Genomic DNA, 17,026 nt, shown 5'->3' on the forward strand with positions numbered 1-17,026 from the left:
TCAGCCGCGCAGCGCGGCGATCAGGCCGGCGCGCACTTCTTTCTTGTCGCCGAACGGATCGCCCGGATTGCGCTGGCCGACGATGTCCTCCATGCGTTGCCGCACCGTCTCCAGCGCCTGCGGGTGGGAGTAAATATAGAAGCTTTCGTCGCGGATGGCGTCGAAAGTGAGCTGCGCCACATCGGCCGCCGTCACCTTGCCCGAATGCACGGCCTTGTCCGACAACGCCTGCGACACCAGTTGCGAGCGCGTGGGCGGTGCCTCATTGGCCAGCCCGGCCGGCCGGTTGCGCTGCGACTGGCTGATGCCGGTCGGCACGAAGTACGGGCACAGCACCGAGCAATGCACCTGCTCCGTGACCAGGCTCAGATCCTGGTAGAGCGATTCCGATAGCGACACCACCGCGTGCTTGGAGACGTTGTAGACCCCCATCGCCGGCGGGTTCAGCAGCCCCGCCATCGACGCCGTATTGACGATATGGCCCTGGTAGGCCGGGTCCTTCGCGGCGGCGGCCAGCATCAGCGGGGTGAAGATCCGCACGCCGTGGATCACGCCGTAGAGGTTCACGCCGAGCACCCAGTCCCAGTCCTTCTGGGTGTTTTCCCAGAGCAGCCCGCCCGCGCCGACGCCGGCGTTGTTGAACAGCAGGTGGACTTCGCCGAACGCGGTCATCGCCGCGTCAGCCAGCGCCTGCATGTCTTCTGCGCGCGACACATCGGTGCGCAGGCCGATGACTTGCACGCCCTGCGCCTTGAATTCGGCGACGGTTGTGTCGAGTGCATCCTCCTGCACATCGGCCAGCACCAGCTTCATGCCCAGCGAAGCGCCGATCCGGGCGAACTCCTTGCCGAAACCGGACGCGCCGCCGGTGATCACCGCCACCTTGCTCTCGAACTGCTTCATATCGTCTCCTCCGGCAGATGCCTTCTTATATAGGGATGTCAGGCGGCGGACTGCACGTGGTAGCCCTGCCGCGGGAAATGGACGTTGACGGCGCCGGCACGCGGGTCCTGCCGGCGGATGGTGACCACGTGGCCGGTCAGCGTCAGCAGCACGCCGGCGACGGGATCCTTCGCATAATCGGTGGGCGTGACCGTGACCGGGTCGCCCGCCGCCAGGCCGCTGCCCGGCAGGATGGTGGTGTCGTGCGGCAGCGGGTCGTGGTTCAGCGCGTCGGCGATGGCGGTCTCGGGCGGCACCACGCGCAGCTTGCCGTGGCCGTACGCCTGCATGCGCGCGAACCAGGTCTTGACCAGCGGGTAGCCGTCGAGGATCGCCGCCAGCGGCGTGGCGCGGCGGATGAACCAGAGGTTGTGGAACAGCGAGAAATCGGCAATCGACAATTCCGGGCCGGCCACATGCGGCACGCCGGCTGCGAACTGCTCCTGCAGGCGGCCCAGCGTGTCGTGGAGCATCGCGGCGGCCTCGGGCAGCGGCATGCGCAGCGCGTTGGTATCGCCGCGCATGGCCTTGCGGTCGGCGATGAACGCCTGCACCTGGCCCGGCGTCAGGTGCGCCAGCATCGCCTGCACGCCGGCCGGCTGCATCGTGTAGGTGACCGAGGCCGTGAACAGCGCGCTGTCGATCCACGCCGCCGCCAACCGCGCCGAGGCAGCCTGGATGGCCGGATAGAGCGGCGGCTGGGGGGCCAGCCGGTCCAGCACGTCGCAGATCAGCGCCGTATCGCAATAGATGTCCGCGCCAATCTGCATCACCGGGGTGCGGCGGTAGCCGCCAGTCAGCGCCAGCAGATCGGGCTTGGGCAGAATGGGCGGGATCTCCACCGCGTTCCAGGTCAAGCCCTTGGCGCCGAGCACGAGACGAATCTTCTCGGAAAACGGCGAGGTGGCGTACTGATGCAGGATGATGTCAGGCATGCGATGCGGGTCCGGTCAGGTCGGGTTGGATCGATTGGGGGCTTATTCCAGGAGGTCGGGCTGCTCGCGCACGATGCGCGCGTACAGCGGCTGGAACTGGAACCAGCCCGCCTGTGCGGTACCGACGATGGAGTATGCCTGCCGCGCCGCTGCCTCGCCAATCATCTTGAGCGGGGCGTTGGTACGCGCCGCCGCGGCCTCCGCCAGCAGCTGCACCTGGCACGAGCGCTCCATCGTGATGAACCACCACGCGGCCTCGTCCACGGTCTTGCCGACGGTCAGCAGGCCGTGGTTCTGGAGGATGGCGGCCTTGTTGTCGCCCAGCGCGTTGGCAATGCGCTGGCCTTCGTCGAGTTCCACCACCACGCCGCCGAAGTCGTCATACAGCGCGTGGTCGTCGTAGAAGGCGCAGACGTCCTGGGTCAGCGGATCGAGCTTGCGGCCCAGCGTGGACCACGCGCGGCCATGGGTGCTGTGCGAGTGCGCCGCCGCCACGGCGTCCGGCCGGGTCCCGTGCACGCGCGAGTGGATGGCGAACGCCGCCGCGTTGACCGGGTAGTCGCCCTCCACCACGTTGCCGTGGTGGTCGCAGCGGATCAGGTTCGACACCGTCACCTGGCTGAAATGGACGCCGAACGGGTTGACCCAGAAGGTGTCCTCGAACTCGGGGTCGCGCGCGGTGATATGGCCAGCCACGCCTTCATCGAACCCGAATTTCGAGAACAGCCGGAACGCCGCCGCCAGCCGCTGCTTGCGGTGCAGCCGCTCCTGCGCCGGGGTGTCGAACTTCGGCGGGCGCGGCAGGTTGCGGTAGCGGGCCTTGACCTCCTCGGACAGGCCCTCGGCCATGTCGTCGGGGCGGGGTGCGGATTGCGGGGCGTTCATGGGGTGTCTCCCTCTATATGTATACGTTTAGCGTCAGACCAGCTTCACGAGCTGCTTGCCGAAGTTCTTGCCCTTCAGCAGGCCGATAAAGGCTTCCGGCGCGCTGGCCAGCCCTTCGGCAATGCTCTCGCGGAACTTGATCTTGCCTTGGGCGACGTAGGTGCCCAGTTCCTTGAGCGCCTGCGGCCAGACGTCCATGTGCTCGGAGACGATAAAGCCCTCGATGCGTGCACGCGATACAAGGATCGCCCGCGGATTGCGGATCGGCATGTCCTGGCCGTCGTAGCCGGCGATCAGGCCGCACACCGCCACGCGCGCGAAGGCGTTCAGGCGGGCCAGCACCACGTCGAGGATGTCGCCGCCCACGTTCTCGAAGTAACCGTCGATGCCGTCCGGGGTGACTTCCTTGACCATCGCATAGAGTTCCTTGGCGTCCTTGGCGGCCTTGTAGTCCACGCAGGCGTCGAAGCCGAGTTCCTTGACCACGTAGTCGCACTTATCCTTGCCACCGGCCACGCCGATCACGCGGCAGCCGGCCAGCTTGGCCAACTGGCCCACCACGCTGCCCACCGCGCCGGACGCGGCGCTGACCACGATGGTCTCGCCCGCCTTCGGCGCGATGATCTTGTTCAGGCCGTACCAGGCGGTCACGCCGGGCATGCCCACCGAGCCGAGGTAGGCCGACAGCGGGATATGCGTGGTGTCGACCTTCTGGATGCCGCCGCCATCGGTCACGCCGTATTCCTGCCAGCCGAACATGCCGACGACCTTGTCGCCCACGTTCCACTTCGGATTCTTGCTCGCCGCCACCTCGCCCACGGTGCCGCCGATCATCACCTCACCCAGCGGCTGCGGGTTGGCGTACGACTTGCCCTCGCTCATGCGGCCGCGCATGTACGGGTCCAGCGACAAATAGTGGTTGCGCACGAGCACCTGGCCATCGGCCAGTTCCGGCACGGGCGCCTGCTCCAGCCGGAAGTTGTCGGGCGTGACGGCGGCCTCGGGGCGCGATGCCAGGACGATGCGCTGATAGGTTTGCTTCGACATGATGGGTTCCTTCGCTCGGTCAGGAGATACGTTCGGAAAAATACGAGAAAATGCGGCGCGGCGTTCAGCCGTCCGCGCCGGAGTCAGGCGAGCCGGGCTTGCGCTGGGGCGGCTTGCGCTTGATGTACTTGAAGGTGCCGGAGGCCTTGGAGACGATGGCGCCGGCCTCATCGACGATCTCGCCCTCGCAGAACACCATGGTCGAGGTGCGATGCACGGCCAGTCCGCGCGCGCGCAGCTTGCCGCGCCCCGGCGCCATAAAGCTGGTTTTCATCTCGATGGTGACCACGCCCCGGCCATCGGTGTCCATCGAACGGCCGGCGACGGCCATGGCCACGTCCAGCAGCGTCATCAGCACGCCGCCGTGGGCCATGTCCCAGCTGTTCTGGTGGCGTTCGCGCAGGTCGAGTTCGATCTCGCTGCGCCCGCCCTCCATGAAGTTGCAGCGCACGCCGAGGTCGGCCAGGAACGGGATCTTGAGGTTGAAGCCGTTGTCTTGTGTCATGGCTCAGATGGGGCTCAGGTTGCGCTCAGACCGCGCTCACGCCACCGTCGACGGCCAGGATCTGGCCGGTGATGTGCTTGCCCGCCGCCGTGGCGAACAGCAGCGCGGCGCCCTTGAGGTCTTCGTCGTCGCCCAGGCGGTGCAGCGGCACGCCGGCGCACATCGCCTCCACGCCCAGCCGCTCCAGCGAGCCCTTGGTCATCTTCGACGGGAAGAAGCCCGGCGCCAGCGCGTTGACGGTGATGTTGTGCTCGCCCCACTCGGCCGCCAGCGTGCGCGTGAAGTTGACCACGGCGCCCTTGGAAGTGTTGTAGGCAATCGTCTCCATACTGCCCGGCGGGTTGCCGGCCAGCCCGGCAATGGACGCCACGTTGATCACGCGGCCATGGCGGCGCGGGATCATCGACAGCTTGCCCACGCGCTGCGTCAGCAGGAACAGGCCGCGGATGTTCAGGTTCATCACCTTGTCCCACGCTTCCACCGGGTGGTCTTCGGCCGGGGCGCCCCAGGTGGCGCCGGCGTTGTTGACCAGGATGTCGATGTGGCCGAGCCGGGCCAGCGACTCATCGGCCAGCCGGGCGATTTCGTCATCACGCGCGCCATCGGCGGCGATCCAGTCGGCCTCGATGCCGCGCGCCTGCAGATGCGCCTGCGCGGCCTGCAGCTCGTCGGCCTTGCGGGCGGACAGCACGATGCGCGCGCCCTGCTCGCCCAGCGCCTCGGCAATCTGCAGCCCGAGCCCGCGCGAGCCGCCGGTGATCAGCGCGGTCTGGCCCTTGAGGTCGAACAGTTGCTGGATGGTGTGCATGCTTGTCTCCTTGTTTTCTTGTGGATGCGGGCGCGCCGGGGGTCAGAACCAGGCATCCTGCATGTCCAGCGTCGTACGGTCCAGCGTGGCCAGCAGGTCGAGCTGCGGGTACACCTTCGGCAGCTCGAAGCGGAAGAAGAACGCCGCCGCCGCCAGCTTGCCGCGATAGAAGTCCGCGTCCTCGCCTTGTGCCTGCGCCAGCGCGGCTTGTGCCACCAGCGCCTGCTCCAGCCAGATCCACGCCACCACCACGTGGCCGAATGCTTCCAGATAGACCGAGGCATTGGCGAGCGTGACGTTGGAATCCCCAGCCGACCACAGCGTGGCGGTAACTTCCGCCAGCCGCTGCGACGCCTTGCCGAGCGCGGCGGCCTGCGCCGCCAGCGTCTTGTCGCCCGTGGCGACCGCACGCTCGCACGAGGCGCGCAGGCGCTCGCCGACCAGCCGGAGCGCGGCGCCGTCCTGCATCACCACCTTGCGGCCCAGCAGGTCCAGCCCCTGTATGCCGTGGGTGCCTTCGTGAATCGGGTTCAGGCGGTTATCGCGATAGAACTGTTCGACGTTGTACTCGCGCGTGTAGCCGTAGCCGCCATGCACCTGGATGGCGAGGTTGTTCGCCTCCAGACACCATTGCGACGGCCAGCTCTTGGCGATCGGGGTCAGGATGTCGAGCAGCAGCGACAGTTCACGGTGCCGCTCAGCCTCGCCGGCAGCCTTGGCCGCGTGCTCCTCGTCCACCAGCCGCGCGCAGTACAGGTTCAGCGCCAGGCCGCCTTCGACATAGCTCTTCTGCGCCAGCAGCATGCGGCGGATGTCGGCATGCTCGACCAGCTTCACCTGCGGGCTGGCCGGGTCCTTGCCACCCGGGCCGACTGGCCGGCCCTGCGGACGGTTGCGCGCGTAGTCCAGCGCATGGAGGTAGCCGGTGTAGCCCAGCGTCACCGCGCCCAGACCCACGCCGATGCGGGCCTCGTTCATCATGTGGAACATGCACGCCAGGCCCTTGTGGGGCTCGCCCACGAGGTAGCCGATGGCGCCAGCCTTGCCGTCCGGGCGATATTTCATGCCTTCGCCGAAGTTCAGCAGGCAGTTGGTGGTGCCGCGATAGCCCATCTTGTGGTTCAGGCCGGCCAGCACCACGTCGTTATGCTCGCCGAGCGAGCCGTCGCCATTGACGAGGAACTTCGGCACGATGAACAGCGAGATGCCCTTGACGCCCGGGATCAGCTTGCCGTCCGGGCCGGGAATCTTGGCCAGCACGAGGTGGACGATGTTGTCCGACAGCTCGTGCTCGCCGGCCGAGATCCACATCTTGTTCCCGCGCAGCCGGTATTGCTGGCCGAGCGGCGATTCGCCTTCGTAGTCGGCCCGCGTGGTGATGTCCGACAGCGACGAGCCCGCCTGCGGCTCCGACAGGCACATCGTGCCGAAGAAGCGGCCTTCGAGTTCGGGGCGAACAAAGGTGTCGATCTGCGCCGCCGTGCCGTGGGTGAGCAGCAGGTTGGCGTTGCCGATGGTCAGGAACGGATACGAACTCGTGCCGACGTTGGCCGCCTTGAAGTAGGCGAACGCGGCCTTCTCGAGCGTGACCGGCAGCTGCATGCCGCCGTACTCGTAGTCCTGCCCGGCGGCCATCAGGCCGGCGTCGCAGAAGGCGCGCAGCGCGGTGCTGACTTCGGGAATGATGGTGACCGTCTCGCCATCGAAGTGCGGCTCGTTGGCATCGCTCTTCTTGTTGTGCGGCGCGAACAGGTCCGTGGCGATCTTCTCGCAGGTGTCCAGCGCGGCGTCGAAGGTCTCGCGCGAGTGGTCTGCGTAACGGGGAATCTGGGTGAGGTCCTCCGCCTTGAGCCACTCATAGAGCACAAAATTGAGGTCACGGCGGGAAAGAATCAGCGACATGGAATGCGAGGCTCCGGGCTGAGGGGATGAGGGATGTTGCTCCCCTCTCCCGCTTGCGGGAAAGGGGTTGGGGGAGAGGGCGGGAATGTCTCGATGCGATAGCGCATGTTGAACCGCCTGCCCTCTCCCCCGCCCCTCTCCCAGAGGGAGAGGGGAGACAACCATCAAGCGGGAGAAGACTTACAGCACTTCGAACAGCCCGGCAGCGCCCTGGCCGCCGCCGATGCACATCGTCACGACCACGTACTTCACGCCACGGCGCTTGCCTTCGATCAGCGCATGGCCGACCAGGCGGGCGCCGGAGACGCCGTACGGGTGGCCCACGGCGATGGCGCCGCCGTTCACGTTCAGGCGGTCCATCGGAATGCCGAGGGTGTCGGCGCAGTAGAGCACCTGCACCGCGAAGGCCTCGTTCAGCTCCCACAGGCCGATGTCGTCCACCTTCAAGCCGGCCTTCTTCAGCAGCTTGGGCACCGCGAATACCGGGCCGATCCCCATTTCGTCAGGCTCGCAGCCGGCCACGGCAAAGCCGCGGAACACGCCCAGCGGCTGCAGGCCGCGGGCGGCCGCCACGCTCGCGTTCATCACCACCACTGCCGAGGCGCCGTCCGAGAACTGCGAGGCATTGCCAGCCGTGACCACGCCGCCGGGCATGGCGGTGCGGATCTTCGACACGCCTTCCAGCGTGGTGTCGGCGCGGATGCCCTCGTCGGCGTCGATCGTCACTTCCCTGGTCATCAGCTGGCCGGTGGCCTTGTCGGCCACGCCTGCGAGGACCGTCATCGGCACGATCTCGTCCTTGAACTTGCCGGCTTCCAGCGCGGCGGCGGCACGTTGCTGGCTGCGCACGCCGTATTCGTCCTGGCGCTCCTTCGAGATGTTGTAGCGCTTGGCCACGTTCTCGGCGGTCTGGAGCATGCTCCAGTAGATTTCCGGCTTGTTCTTGTTGAGCCAGCTTTCCTGGATCATGTGGCGGTTCATCTCCTGCTGTACGCACGAGATGGACTCCACGCCGCCGGCCACGAAGATGTCGCCTTCATCGGCAATCACGCGCTGTGCGGCCATGGCGATGGTTTGCAGGCCGGACGAGCAGAAGCGGTTCACGGTGGCGCCGGGCACGGTCACCGGGCAGCCGGCGCGCAGAGCGATCTGGCGCGCGATGTTGGCACCGGTGGCGCCTTCCGGGTTGGCACAGCCCATCAGCACGTCTTCCACTTCACCCGCCTCGATCTTGGCGCGCGCGATGGCGTGCTGGACCGCGTGACCGCCCAGGGTCGCGCCGTGGGTCATGTTGAATGCGCCCTTCCAGCTCTTGGCCAGCCCGGTGCGGGCCGTGGATACGATGACTGCCTCGTTCATGTCTTGCTCCTCGGTATCTTGGTGTCTCTTGCGAGTTATTCAGTGTGTTCAGCGTGGGGCGGCGGGATGGCCTTCCAGCACCTGCGCGGCCGTCGCCCGGACCACGCCGGCGGCGGTCATGTCCGCCCAGGCCTGTTCCAGCGAGGCGTTCAGGTCGATGGCGCGGCAGGCGTCCTCGATCACCACGACCTCGAAGCCGGCGGCGCGCGCATCGAGCGCGCTCCAGGCCACGCAGTAGTCCGTGGCCAGCCCGGCGCAGAAGACGCGGGTAACGCCATGCTCGCGCAGGTAGCCGGCCAGCCCGGTGCGGGTGGTGCGGTCGGCCTCCAGGAACGCGGAATAGCTGTCCACGTCCGCATGATGGCCCTTGCGCAGCACCAGCCTTGCGTGCGGGATACACAGGTCCGCATGCAGCGCGGCGCCCGGGGTCTCCTGCACGCAATGGTCCGGCCAGAGCACCTGCTCGCCATAGGCCAGCGTGGTGGTCTGGAACGGCGCGCGGCCGGCGTGGCTGGTGGCGAACGACGCATGGCCGGCGGGATGCCAGTCCTGCGTCATCACCACATGGCCGAACGCCCGCGCCAGCCGGTTGATGACGGGCACCACTTCATCGCCCCGCGGCACAGCCAGCGCGCCATCGGGCATGAAGTCGTTCTGCACGTCGATCACCAGCAGGCAGTCCTGCGCGCCGTAGGTCATGGTCGAATCCGCTTCCTCACGCTATCTACTATCTATATCGGTGGCGGGTCAGCCGTTGAAGCCCTTGCCCTCGTCGGCCAGCTTCGTCAGCAGTGCGGCCGGCTTCCAGGCTTCGCCGTGATAACCCTTGGCGTAGCGCTGCATGGCCTGGACCACGTTGAACAGGCCAACCTGGTCCGCGTACAGCATCGGGCCGCCGCGGAACAGCGGGAAGCCGTAGCCAGTCAGGTAGACCATGTCGATGTCGGACGCCTTCGAGGCAATGCCTTCGTCCAGGATCTTGGCGCCCTCGTTGACCAGCGCGAACACCAGGCGCTCCACGATCTCCTCGTCGGAAATCTTGCGGCGCGTGAGTCCGAGCGCCTTCGAGTGCTCGACGATCATGTCGTTGACCTGCTGGTTCGGGTACGGCTTGCGGTCGCCCGGCTTGTAGTCGTACCAGCCGGCGCCGGTCTTCTGGCCGAAGCGGCCCAGTTCGCAGAGCTTGTCGGCGGTCTTCGAGTACTGGATGTCCGGCTTGTCCACGGCGCGACGCTTGCGGATGGCCCAGCCGATGTCGTTGCCGGCCAGGTCGCCCATGCGGAACGGGCCCATGGCGAAACCGAACTTCTCGATGGCCTTGTCCACCTGCTCGGGCAGCGCGCCTTCGTCCAGCAGATAGCCAGCCTGGCGGCTGTACTGCTCGATCATGCGGTTGCCGATGAAGCCGTCGCAGACACCGGACACCACGGCAGTCTTCTTGATCTTCTTGGCGATCTGCATCACCGTGGCCAGCACGTCCTTGCCGGTTTCTGCGCCACGCACCACTTCCAGCAGCTTCATGACGTTGGCCGGGCTGAAGAAGTGCATGCCGACTACGTCCTGCGGACGCTTGGTGAACGAGGCGATCTTGTTCACATCGAGCGTGGAGGTGTTGGAGGCCAGGATCGCGCCGGGCTTCATCACTTCGTCCAGCTTCTTGAACACGATTTCCTTGACGCCCATTTCCTCGAACACGGCCTCGATGACCATGTCGGCGTCCTTGATGTCGTCGTAGGACAGCGTGGTGTTCAGCAGGCCCATGCGCTGCTCGACCTTCTCCTGCGTGAGCTTGCCCTTCTTGGCGCTGTTCTCGTAGTTCTTGCGGATCGTGGTCACGCCACGGTCCAGCGCTTCCTGCTTGGTTTCCAGCATGGTCACCGGAATGCCTGCGTTCAGGAAGTTCATGGTGATGCCGCCGCCCATGGTGCCGGCGCCGATCACGGCCACGCGCTCGATCTTGCGCACCGGCGTGTCGCTGGACACATCGGGGATCTTGCTGGCGGCGCGCTCGCCGAAGAAGGCATGGCGCAGCGCGCGCGATTCCGGCGTGCCGACCAGGTACATGAAGCCTTCGCGCTCGGCCTTCAGGCCCTGCTCGAACGGCTTGAGCGAGGCTGCCACGGCCTCCACGCACTTCAGCGGCGCCGGGAAGTTCTTGGCTACGGCGGCCACGGTGGTCTTGGCGAAGGCCAGGAAGCCCTCGGCGTTCTCGTGGCGCACCTTCAGGTCGCGCACCTTCGGGTACGGGCCGGGGGCCGCGCCAACGTTCTGGGCGAACTTGATGGCGGCGGGCAGCACATCACCGTCGACGATTTCATCGAACAGCTTCGAACCCGCAAACTTCTCGGACGGGATGGCCGTGCCCGAGACGATCATGTTCAGCGCATGCTCCAGGCCGATCACGCGCGGCAGGCGCTGCGTGCCACCGGCGCCGGGCAGCAGGCCCAGCTTCACTTCCGGCAGCGCGATCTGCGCGCCCTTGGCGGCCACGCGGTAGTTACAGCCCAGCGCCAGTTCCAGCCCGCCACCCATGGCCACCGAGTGAATCGCGGCCACGACCGGCTTGGCGGAGGCTTCCACGGCGCGGATCACCGAATGCAGCGTCGGCTCCTGCGTGGCCTTCGGCGTGTTGAATTCGCGGATGTCGGCGCCGCCCGAGAAAGCCTTGCCGGCGCCGGTGATGACGACGGCCTTGACGGCCGCATCGTCCAGCGCACGGGTCAAGCCTTCGACGATGCCCAGCCGGGTGCTGTGACCCAGGCCGTTGACGGGGGGATTGTCGAGCGTGATGACGGCAACGCCGTCCTGAACCTGATACTGCGCTGTCATGCTGGTTCCTTTGGTCTTTGGTTGTCTCGGGATTCGAATTCTCGAATTTTTGTTACGGCCGGGGCCTTGCGCGGCGGTGTCGTGAAATGTCTCCTCACCCCGCAATCCCTTGCTCCACGGGCTGTCGGGCCCGAAAGCGGATCAAGCATACACAAAATAGCACGGTCGTTCAATTTCAATTTTCTGCGATGGATTCCCTGTCATGCGCGGGCTTCATGGCCGCTCCATCCGGCGTTCATGGTGAGCCTCGAAGCGGGCCGAAACCCTCAGGGGGAACCCGTAGGGAATCGGCCCGCTTGATGCCCGTCATGGCGGCGGAGGCACTTTTCAACCACCCTGCGGCCCGGGTTCGACTTTATTTGACGCCGCCCTCCAATCCACTAAAAAGGACAGGTTAGACTCGCGCCTTTTCGTTTTTATGGGTATGGCGTCCCCGCGCGCCCCGGCCGGCTTACGAGGCCGCCGGTATTCCCTGACGTTGCAGCGACCCTGTGTCTACCTGATGTCTTCCACTCACTCGCATCCCCATCCGCATCAACATCCCGTCGTCGAGCACGACGACCTGCGCCGCCAGCTCAAGGCGCGCCACCTGACCATGATTGCCCTCGGCGGGGCCATCGGCACGGGGCTGTTCGTGGCCTCTGGCGCCTCGATCGCCCAGTCCGGCCCCGGCGGCGCCCTGCTCGCCTACTGCCTGATCGGCCTGATGGTCTATTGCCTGATGACCAGCCTCGGCGAACTGGCCGTGCACATGCCCGTGGCCGGCTCGTTTGTCACCTATAGCGCGGTCTATGTCGAGGAAGGCTTCGGCTTCGCGCTGGGCTGGAACTACTGGTTCAGCCTGGCCGTGACGATTGCGGTGGAACTGACCGCCGCCCAGCTCGTCATGCAGTACTGGTTCCCGGACGTACCGGGCGTGGCCTGGAGCGCCGGCTTCCTGGCACTGATGTTCGCGCTCAACGCGTTCTCGGTGCGCGGCTTCGGCGAGGCCGAATACTGGTTCGCGCTGATCAAGGTGGTCACGGTGGTGGTGTTCCTCGGTGTGGGCGTGCTGATGATTGTCGGCATCATGCACGGCGGGCCGCAGTCGGGCTGGCACAACTTCACCATGGGCGAGGCGCCGTTCGTCGGCGGGCTGCCGGGGATGTTTGCGGTGGCGATGATCGCCGGGTTCTCGTTCCAGGGCACCGAGACCGTGGGCGTGGCCGCCGGCGAAGCCACCGACCCGGCCCGCACGCTGCCGCGCGCCATCCGGCAGACGTTCTGGCGCATCCTGCTGTTCTATGTGCTGGCGATCCTGATCATCGGCGTGCTGATTCCCTACACCGACCCGAGCCTGCTCCGCAACGACGTGACCGACGTGGGCGTGAGCCCGTTCGCGCTGGTCTTCCGCCACGCCGGGCTGGCCTTCGCGGCGGGGCTGATGAACGCGGTGGTGCTGACGGCGCTGCTGTCGGCGGGCACCTCGAGCATGTATGTCTCCACCCGCATCCTGTACGGCCTGGCCGTCAGCGGCCGCGCCCCGCGCATGTTCGCCCGGCTGACGCCGAGCGGCGTGCCGTTCAACGCGCTGCTGATCACCACCGGCATCGGCGCGCTGTGCTTCTTCAGTTCACTGTTTGGCGACAAGGCGGTGTACCTGTGGCTGCTCAATACCTCGGCCATGACCGGCTTCTTCGCCTGGCTCGGCATCGCCCTGAGCCACTACCGCTTCCGGCGCGGGCTGGTCTACCAGGGCTACAGCGTGAGCGACCTCGCGTACCGGTCCCCCCTCTACCCCTTCGGCCCGATCTTCGCCGGCGTGCTGTGTGTGGTCATCGTGGCCGGCCAGAACTACCAGGCATTCGCCGATATTGCCAACCGCTGGCCGGAGATCCTGGCGACCTATATCGGCGTGCCGATGTTCCTGGCGCTGTGGATCGGCTACCGGATCGTCAAAAAGACCCGGCTGATCGACTATGAGGACATGCCGTTCGACCTGCCGAACGCGAAGAGGCGGAAGGAGACGGTGGAGGTTTGAGCGGAGGCGCGCCCCCGCCCTTTCGTTGACTTACGACGCCAGGTTCGGCGGCAGCTTGCCGCCGTTCGCGGCCAGCTCCGTCATGACCTTCTTGTGCAGCCAGATGTTCATGGCGGCGGAGTCGTTCATGTCACCGGTGTAGTTCAACTCCTTCGCCAGTTCCTTGCGGTGTTCCAGGCTGCTGTCGATGCCGAGCGCCTTCATGGTGTCGACAATCGACGTCCGCCAGTTCAGTTGTTGCCCCGACTCGGTGACGGCCTTGTCCATGACCGCCTCCACATCGACGGCCGACAGCGGCTTTGCAGCGCCACCCGGGGTACCCGCACCGGCCGGCGCCGCGCCGGGCGTGGCCGGACTGGGGCTGGCCGCCGGCGCAGTGGTGCCCGTGCCGGGGGCCGCGCTTGCCGTGCCCGCCTGTGGCTGGGCCGGCTGGGACCGGTGCAGCAGCTTGTTCAGAATGTCCTTGAAGATGCTCATGGCGCCTCCTGCGCAACGTTCGTTGTAGCGAACCCGTCCCGCAAGTTCCGTTCCCATCGTCGCACCACGCCACGCACGGCGCTTGAGCCGCCAACTGCCGCCATCGTTACAACGCGCGAGCGGAACGGTCGGGCGATTCTGCAACGCCACCCCGTCCCTCGCCACGCCCGGCGGCGTCCCGCACTGGCACGCATCGTGCGCCCCGGTTCCTTATTGATCGACGAACGATCGACGAACTCCAAGGAACCGACGATGAAGAACCCCTGGCTGAAGAAAAACCCCATGCTGAGCATGTGGCTGAGCGGCGCCAACGCCGTAGCGGGCGCCGCCCGAGGCCGCGCGACCGCCGAAGCCAAACGCCAGGCCGCGTTGGCAACGTCCAGCATGATGAAAACCACGACTGATGCCTGGCTGGCCGCCCTCACCCCGGCTGCGCCTACTAAGAAGCGTGCCAAGCCAAAGAGCCGCCCGGGCGCGGGGCGGCGGAAGTAACCCTCAAACCTCCAGCCACTCCTTCCGCACCTGTCCATTCGCCTTCAGTTCGGTCGGCGTGCCCTCGAACACGATGTGCCCGTGGCCCATGACGTACACCCGTTGGGAGATATCGAGCGCGATCGCCAGTTTCTGTTCGATCAGCAGCACCGACACGCCGCGCTCCTTCAGCGTCTTCAGGAAGTCGCCGACCAGCGCCACGATCATGGGCGCGAGGCCTTCGGTGGGTTCGTCGATCAGGATCAGGTCGGGGTCGCCCATCAGGGTGCGGCACAGCGTCAGCATCTGCTGTTCGCCGCCCGAGAGCACGCCGGCTGACGTGTTCTCCCGCTCCTTCAGCCTTGGGAACATTTGATACATATCGTCCACCGACCAGCGCGGCGATGACTGGCGCGGGTTGCGCTTTTCGCCCAGCAGCAGGTTCTGGCGCACGGTCAGGCTTGGGAAGATGTCGCGGTTCTCCGGCACGTAGCCGATGCCCGCATGGGCGATCTCGAACGTGCGGCGGCCCAGGATTTCCTCGTCGCGGAAGCGCACGGACCCCTCGGCCTTGACCATGCCGAGGATCGCCTTGGCCATGGTCGAGCGCCCCACCCCGTTGCGGCCCAGCAACGCCACGATCTCGCCCTCGTCGATATGGGCGTCCACGCCGTGCAGGATGTGGCTCTTGCCGTAATAGGCGTGCAGCCCGGTAACGTCCAGCATCCGCTTGCCCATCAGTGCGCTCCTTCCGGCACGGGTTCGTCGAGGCTCGTGCCCAGGTAGGCTTCCTTGACCTTGCGGTTGTTGCGGATGGCCTCGGGGGTGTCCGTGGCGATGACCTCGCCGTAGACCAGCACCGAGATCCGGTCCGCCAGGCCGAAGACCACGCTCATGTCGTGCTCCACCATCACCAGCGTCTTGCCGAGCGTGACCTTGCGGATCAGTTCGACCGCGTGGTCCGATTCCGACCGGCTCATGCCGGCCGTGGGCTCGTCCAGCAGGATCACCTCGGCGCCGCCCGCGATGGTGATGCCGATCTCCAGCGCGCGCTGCTCGGCATAGGTCAGCAGCCCGGCCTGCGAATTGCGCCGATGCTGCATGCCGATCAGCTCCAGCACCTCGTCTGCCCGCTCGCGGGCGTCGCGCAGTTCGGAGAGCCGGTGCCAGAACGAATACTTGTAGCCGAGCGACCACAGCACCGCGCAGCGCAGGTTCTCGAACACGGACAGCCGGTGGAAGATATTGGTGATCTGGAAGCTGCGTGAGAGCCCCATCCGGTTGATCTCGAACGGCCGCAGCCCGCTGATGGGCTGGCCATTCAGTCTGACCGTGCCCGAGCTAGGCGCAAACCGCCCCGAGATCAGGTTGAACGTGGTGGACTTGCCCGCCCCGTTCGGCCCGATCATCGCGTGGCGCTCTCCCTTGCCGATGGCCAGCGTCACGCCACGGATGATCTCGGTCTGGCCGAACTTCTTGCGCACATCGATGAGTTCCAGCGCGGGCGTGCCCCCGCCTGCCATGGCCGCCGTCATGCCTGACCTCCGAATTCCGCCTGGATCTTGTCGAGTTCGGCGCGCACGCGGCTCCCCGCCCAGCGCCACGCCACGTAGCCCACGGCCCAGAGCGCCGCCGCGACGATCCACGGGGCCACCGTGCCGGCGTCGAACGCCACGCCGAACAGCCGCATCGCCGTGCCGTTGGCGCTATCCACCTGCACCTTGTAGACCAACTCCACGGTCAGGATCAGCGCCGCCAGCAGCACCAGACCGGCCACGGCCGCCTGCCCGTAGCTGGGCAGCATCCGCCCGAAGCGCTTCTTCGCCAGCAGCGGCATCTGCATCAGCAGCAGGCTGGCGATGCCGCCCGGCACGAACATCACCATCATCACGAAGAACAGGCCGAGATAGAGCAGCCAGGCCTTGGTCAGGTCCGACAGCGCCACCGCGAACAGTACGAAGACCACGGCGCCGATCACCGGACCGAAGAACACCCCCGCACCGCCGATGAAGGCCGCCAGCAGCACGCCGCCCGAGCGCACCGCGCTGACGTTCTCGGCGGAGACGATCTCGAAGTTGATCGCCGACAAGGCCCCGGCGATACCCGCGAAAAATGCCGAAAGAATCACTACGAGGAAGCGGACGCGCTGGGTGTTGTAGCCGATGAATTCGACGCGCTCCGGGTTGTCGCGCACGGCGTTGGCGATGCGGCCGAGCGGCGTCTGGGTCCAGGCGTACATCGCCACCATGGACGCCAGGCACCAGAGGGCAATCAGGTAATAGACCTGCCGGCCCGGGCCAAAGGTGATGCCCAGGAAGGGATCGCCGACCACCCGGTTCGTGGAAATGCCGCCCTCGCCGCCGAAGAAGTCCGGGAACATCAGGGAGCTGGCGAACACCATCTCACCGATGCCCATGGTGATCATGGCGAAGGTCGTGCCGGACTTCTTGGTCGTCACGTAGCCGAACAGCACGCCGAAGAACGCGCCGGCCAGCCCGCCCACCAGCGGCAGCATCGACACCGGCAGCCAGACCTTGCCGGCACCGATCATGTTCAGCACATGCACGGCGATGAACGCGCCGAGGCCCGCGTAGACCGCATGGCCGAAGGACAGCATGCCGGTCTGCCCGAGCAGCATGTTGTACGACAGCGCGAAGATAATCATGATGCCCATCTGGGACATCAGCGTCACGGCGAAGCCGCCCGTGAAGATCATCGGCATCACCAGCATCAGCAGCGCCGTGGCGCCCCAGATGATCCAGCGGGCGAGGTTGAGCGGGCGGTAGCGCATGGTGCGGCCGGTGACCACCGCGTTGGGAGTCTGTTGCATGGTCGTGGTCTCCATC

16 protein-coding genes are annotated in these 17,026 nt (G+C 66.5%); 2 read left to right on the top strand and 14 right to left on the bottom strand.

Annotation, left to right across the window (positions count from 1 at the left end; translation table 11 throughout):
* The 10 genes from AC1DP9_RS03840 to AC1DP9_RS03885 form a co-directional block, all read right to left on the bottom strand.
* On the bottom strand, positions 1–903 hold the full coding sequence (locus AC1DP9_RS03840; RefSeq protein ID WP_441644186.1) for an SDR family oxidoreductase: 903 nt from the start codon (positions 901–903) through the stop codon (positions 1–3).
* Between the two features lie 38 nt (positions 904–941).
* Entirely contained in the window at positions 942–1,877 is a 936-nt protein-coding gene (locus tag AC1DP9_RS03845; RefSeq protein ID WP_092293169.1) for a glutathione S-transferase family protein, read from the bottom strand.
* A gap of 42 nt (positions 1,878–1,919) precedes the next feature.
* The gene (locus AC1DP9_RS03850) at positions 1,920–2,762 is read right to left on the bottom strand and encodes a class II aldolase/adducin family protein (protein WP_441591039.1); all 843 of its coding nucleotides are present in this window, start codon (positions 2,760–2,762) and stop codon (positions 1,920–1,922) included.
* A gap of 33 nt (positions 2,763–2,795) precedes the next feature.
* A complete protein-coding gene (locus AC1DP9_RS03855; protein ID WP_092293163.1) occupies positions 2,796–3,809 on the bottom strand; it encodes an NADP-dependent oxidoreductase in 1,014 nt (337 codons plus the stop codon).
* Positions 3,810–3,873: 64 nt separating this feature from the next.
* Positions 3,874–4,314 (bottom strand): PaaI family thioesterase, encoded by a 441-nt coding sequence (locus tag AC1DP9_RS03860; protein ID WP_092293161.1) that lies wholly within the window; start codon positions 4,312–4,314, stop codon positions 3,874–3,876.
* A gap of 25 nt (positions 4,315–4,339) precedes the next feature.
* Positions 4,340–5,122: an SDR family oxidoreductase gene (locus tag AC1DP9_RS03865; RefSeq protein ID WP_477106666.1), complete on the bottom strand. Its 783-nt coding sequence runs from the start codon at positions 5,120–5,122 to the stop codon at positions 4,340–4,342.
* A gap of 42 nt (positions 5,123–5,164) precedes the next feature.
* Positions 5,165–7,024, bottom strand: coding sequence for an acyl-CoA dehydrogenase (locus tag AC1DP9_RS03870; protein WP_477106667.1), 1,860 nt, complete (start codon positions 7,022–7,024; stop codon positions 5,165–5,167).
* Positions 7,025–7,204: 180 nt separating this feature from the next.
* Entirely contained in the window at positions 7,205–8,383 is a 1,179-nt protein-coding gene (locus AC1DP9_RS03875; RefSeq protein WP_477106668.1) for an acetyl-CoA C-acyltransferase, read from the bottom strand.
* Between the two features lie 48 nt (positions 8,384–8,431).
* On the bottom strand, positions 8,432–9,082 hold the full coding sequence (pncA, locus tag AC1DP9_RS03880) for a bifunctional nicotinamidase/pyrazinamidase (protein ID WP_477106669.1): 651 nt from the start codon (positions 9,080–9,082) through the stop codon (positions 8,432–8,434).
* 48 nt (positions 9,083–9,130) lie between these two features.
* Positions 9,131–11,212, bottom strand: a complete 2,082-nt coding sequence (locus AC1DP9_RS03885) for a 3-hydroxyacyl-CoA dehydrogenase NAD-binding domain-containing protein (RefSeq protein ID WP_477106670.1) — start codon at positions 11,210–11,212, stop codon at positions 9,131–9,133.
* Positions 11,213–11,714: 502 nt separating this feature from the next.
* Here AC1DP9_RS03885 and AC1DP9_RS03890 point away from each other — a divergent pair.
* Positions 11,715–13,232, top strand: a complete 1,518-nt coding sequence (locus tag AC1DP9_RS03890) for an amino acid permease (protein WP_477106671.1) — start codon at positions 11,715–11,717, stop codon at positions 13,230–13,232.
* A gap of 30 nt (positions 13,233–13,262) precedes the next feature.
* On the opposite strand, the gene AC1DP9_RS03895 is transcribed toward AC1DP9_RS03890, so the two are convergent.
* A complete protein-coding gene (locus AC1DP9_RS03895; protein WP_092293138.1) occupies positions 13,263–13,709 on the bottom strand; it encodes a DUF3597 domain-containing protein in 447 nt (148 codons plus the stop codon).
* Positions 13,710–13,961: 252 nt separating this feature from the next.
* On the opposite strand from AC1DP9_RS03895, the gene AC1DP9_RS03900 reads away from it, so the two are divergent.
* The gene (locus AC1DP9_RS03900; protein WP_477104973.1) at positions 13,962–14,201 is read left to right on the top strand and encodes a hypothetical protein; all 240 of its coding nucleotides are present in this window, start codon (positions 13,962–13,964) and stop codon (positions 14,199–14,201) included.
* Between the two features lie 3 nt (positions 14,202–14,204).
* Here AC1DP9_RS03900 and AC1DP9_RS03905 read toward each other — a convergent pair whose 3' ends face one another.
* From AC1DP9_RS03905 to AC1DP9_RS03915, 3 genes are read right to left on the bottom strand one after another with little or no spacing between them, the layout of a single operon-like run.
* Positions 14,205–14,918, bottom strand: coding sequence for an ABC transporter ATP-binding protein (locus tag AC1DP9_RS03905; protein ID WP_092293134.1), 714 nt, complete (start codon positions 14,916–14,918; stop codon positions 14,205–14,207).
* On the bottom strand, positions 14,918–15,715 hold the full coding sequence (locus AC1DP9_RS03910; RefSeq protein ID WP_477106672.1) for an ABC transporter ATP-binding protein: 798 nt from the start codon (positions 15,713–15,715) through the stop codon (positions 14,918–14,920). The genes AC1DP9_RS03905 and AC1DP9_RS03910 overlap by 1 nt, the downstream gene beginning before the upstream one ends.
* Positions 15,712–17,025 (bottom strand): branched-chain amino acid ABC transporter permease, encoded by a 1,314-nt coding sequence (locus tag AC1DP9_RS03915; RefSeq protein ID WP_477106673.1) that lies wholly within the window; start codon positions 17,023–17,025, stop codon positions 15,712–15,714. The genes AC1DP9_RS03910 and AC1DP9_RS03915 overlap by 4 nt, the downstream gene beginning before the upstream one ends.
* Position 17,026: the final 1 nt, after the last annotated feature.

Source organism: Cupriavidus sp. 01L43 (assembly GCF_056399925.1).

Excerpts from the sequence above, each read along its gene's own strand:
- pncA (WP_477106669.1), bottom strand. The coding sequence starts at position 9,082 with ATGACCTACGGCGCGCAGGACTGCCTGCTGGTGATCGACGTGCAGAAC.
- AC1DP9_RS03840 (WP_441644186.1), bottom strand. The coding sequence starts at position 903 with ATGAAGCAGTTCGAGAGCAAGGTGGCGGTGATCACCGGCGGCGCGTCC.
- AC1DP9_RS03875 (WP_477106668.1), bottom strand. The coding sequence starts at position 8,383 with ATGAACGAGGCAGTCATCGTATCCACGGCCCGCACCGGGCTGGCCAAG.
- AC1DP9_RS03845 (WP_092293169.1), bottom strand. The coding sequence starts at position 1,877 with ATGCCTGACATCATCCTGCATCAGTACGCCACCTCGCCGTTTTCCGAG.
- AC1DP9_RS03915 (WP_477106673.1), bottom strand. The coding sequence starts at position 17,025 with ATGGAGACCACGACCATGCAACAGACTCCCAACGCGGTGGTCACCGGC.
- AC1DP9_RS03910 (WP_477106672.1), bottom strand. The coding sequence starts at position 15,715 with ATGACGGCGGCCATGGCAGGCGGGGGCACGCCCGCGCTGGAACTCATC.
- AC1DP9_RS03890 (WP_477106671.1), top strand. The coding sequence starts at position 11,715 with ATGTCTTCCACTCACTCGCATCCCCATCCGCATCAACATCCCGTCGTC.
- AC1DP9_RS03865 (WP_477106666.1), bottom strand. The coding sequence starts at position 5,122 with ATGCACACCATCCAGCAACTGTTCGACCTCAAGGGCCAGACCGCGCTG.
- AC1DP9_RS03850 (WP_441591039.1), bottom strand. The coding sequence starts at position 2,762 with ATGAACGCCCCGCAATCCGCACCCCGCCCCGACGACATGGCCGAGGGC.
- AC1DP9_RS03885 (WP_477106670.1), bottom strand. The coding sequence starts at position 11,212 with ATGACAGCGCAGTATCAGGTTCAGGACGGCGTTGCCGTCATCACGCTC.
- AC1DP9_RS03895 (WP_092293138.1), bottom strand. The coding sequence starts at position 13,709 with ATGAGCATCTTCAAGGACATTCTGAACAAGCTGCTGCACCGGTCCCAG.
- AC1DP9_RS03860 (WP_092293161.1), bottom strand. The coding sequence starts at position 4,314 with ATGACACAAGACAACGGCTTCAACCTCAAGATCCCGTTCCTGGCCGAC.
- AC1DP9_RS03905 (WP_092293134.1), bottom strand. The coding sequence starts at position 14,918 with ATGGGCAAGCGGATGCTGGACGTTACCGGGCTGCACGCCTATTACGGC.
- AC1DP9_RS03900 (WP_477104973.1), top strand. The coding sequence starts at position 13,962 with ATGAAGAACCCCTGGCTGAAGAAAAACCCCATGCTGAGCATGTGGCTG.
- AC1DP9_RS03870 (WP_477106667.1), bottom strand. The coding sequence starts at position 7,024 with ATGTCGCTGATTCTTTCCCGCCGTGACCTCAATTTTGTGCTCTATGAG.
- AC1DP9_RS03855 (WP_092293163.1), bottom strand. The coding sequence starts at position 3,809 with ATGTCGAAGCAAACCTATCAGCGCATCGTCCTGGCATCGCGCCCCGAG.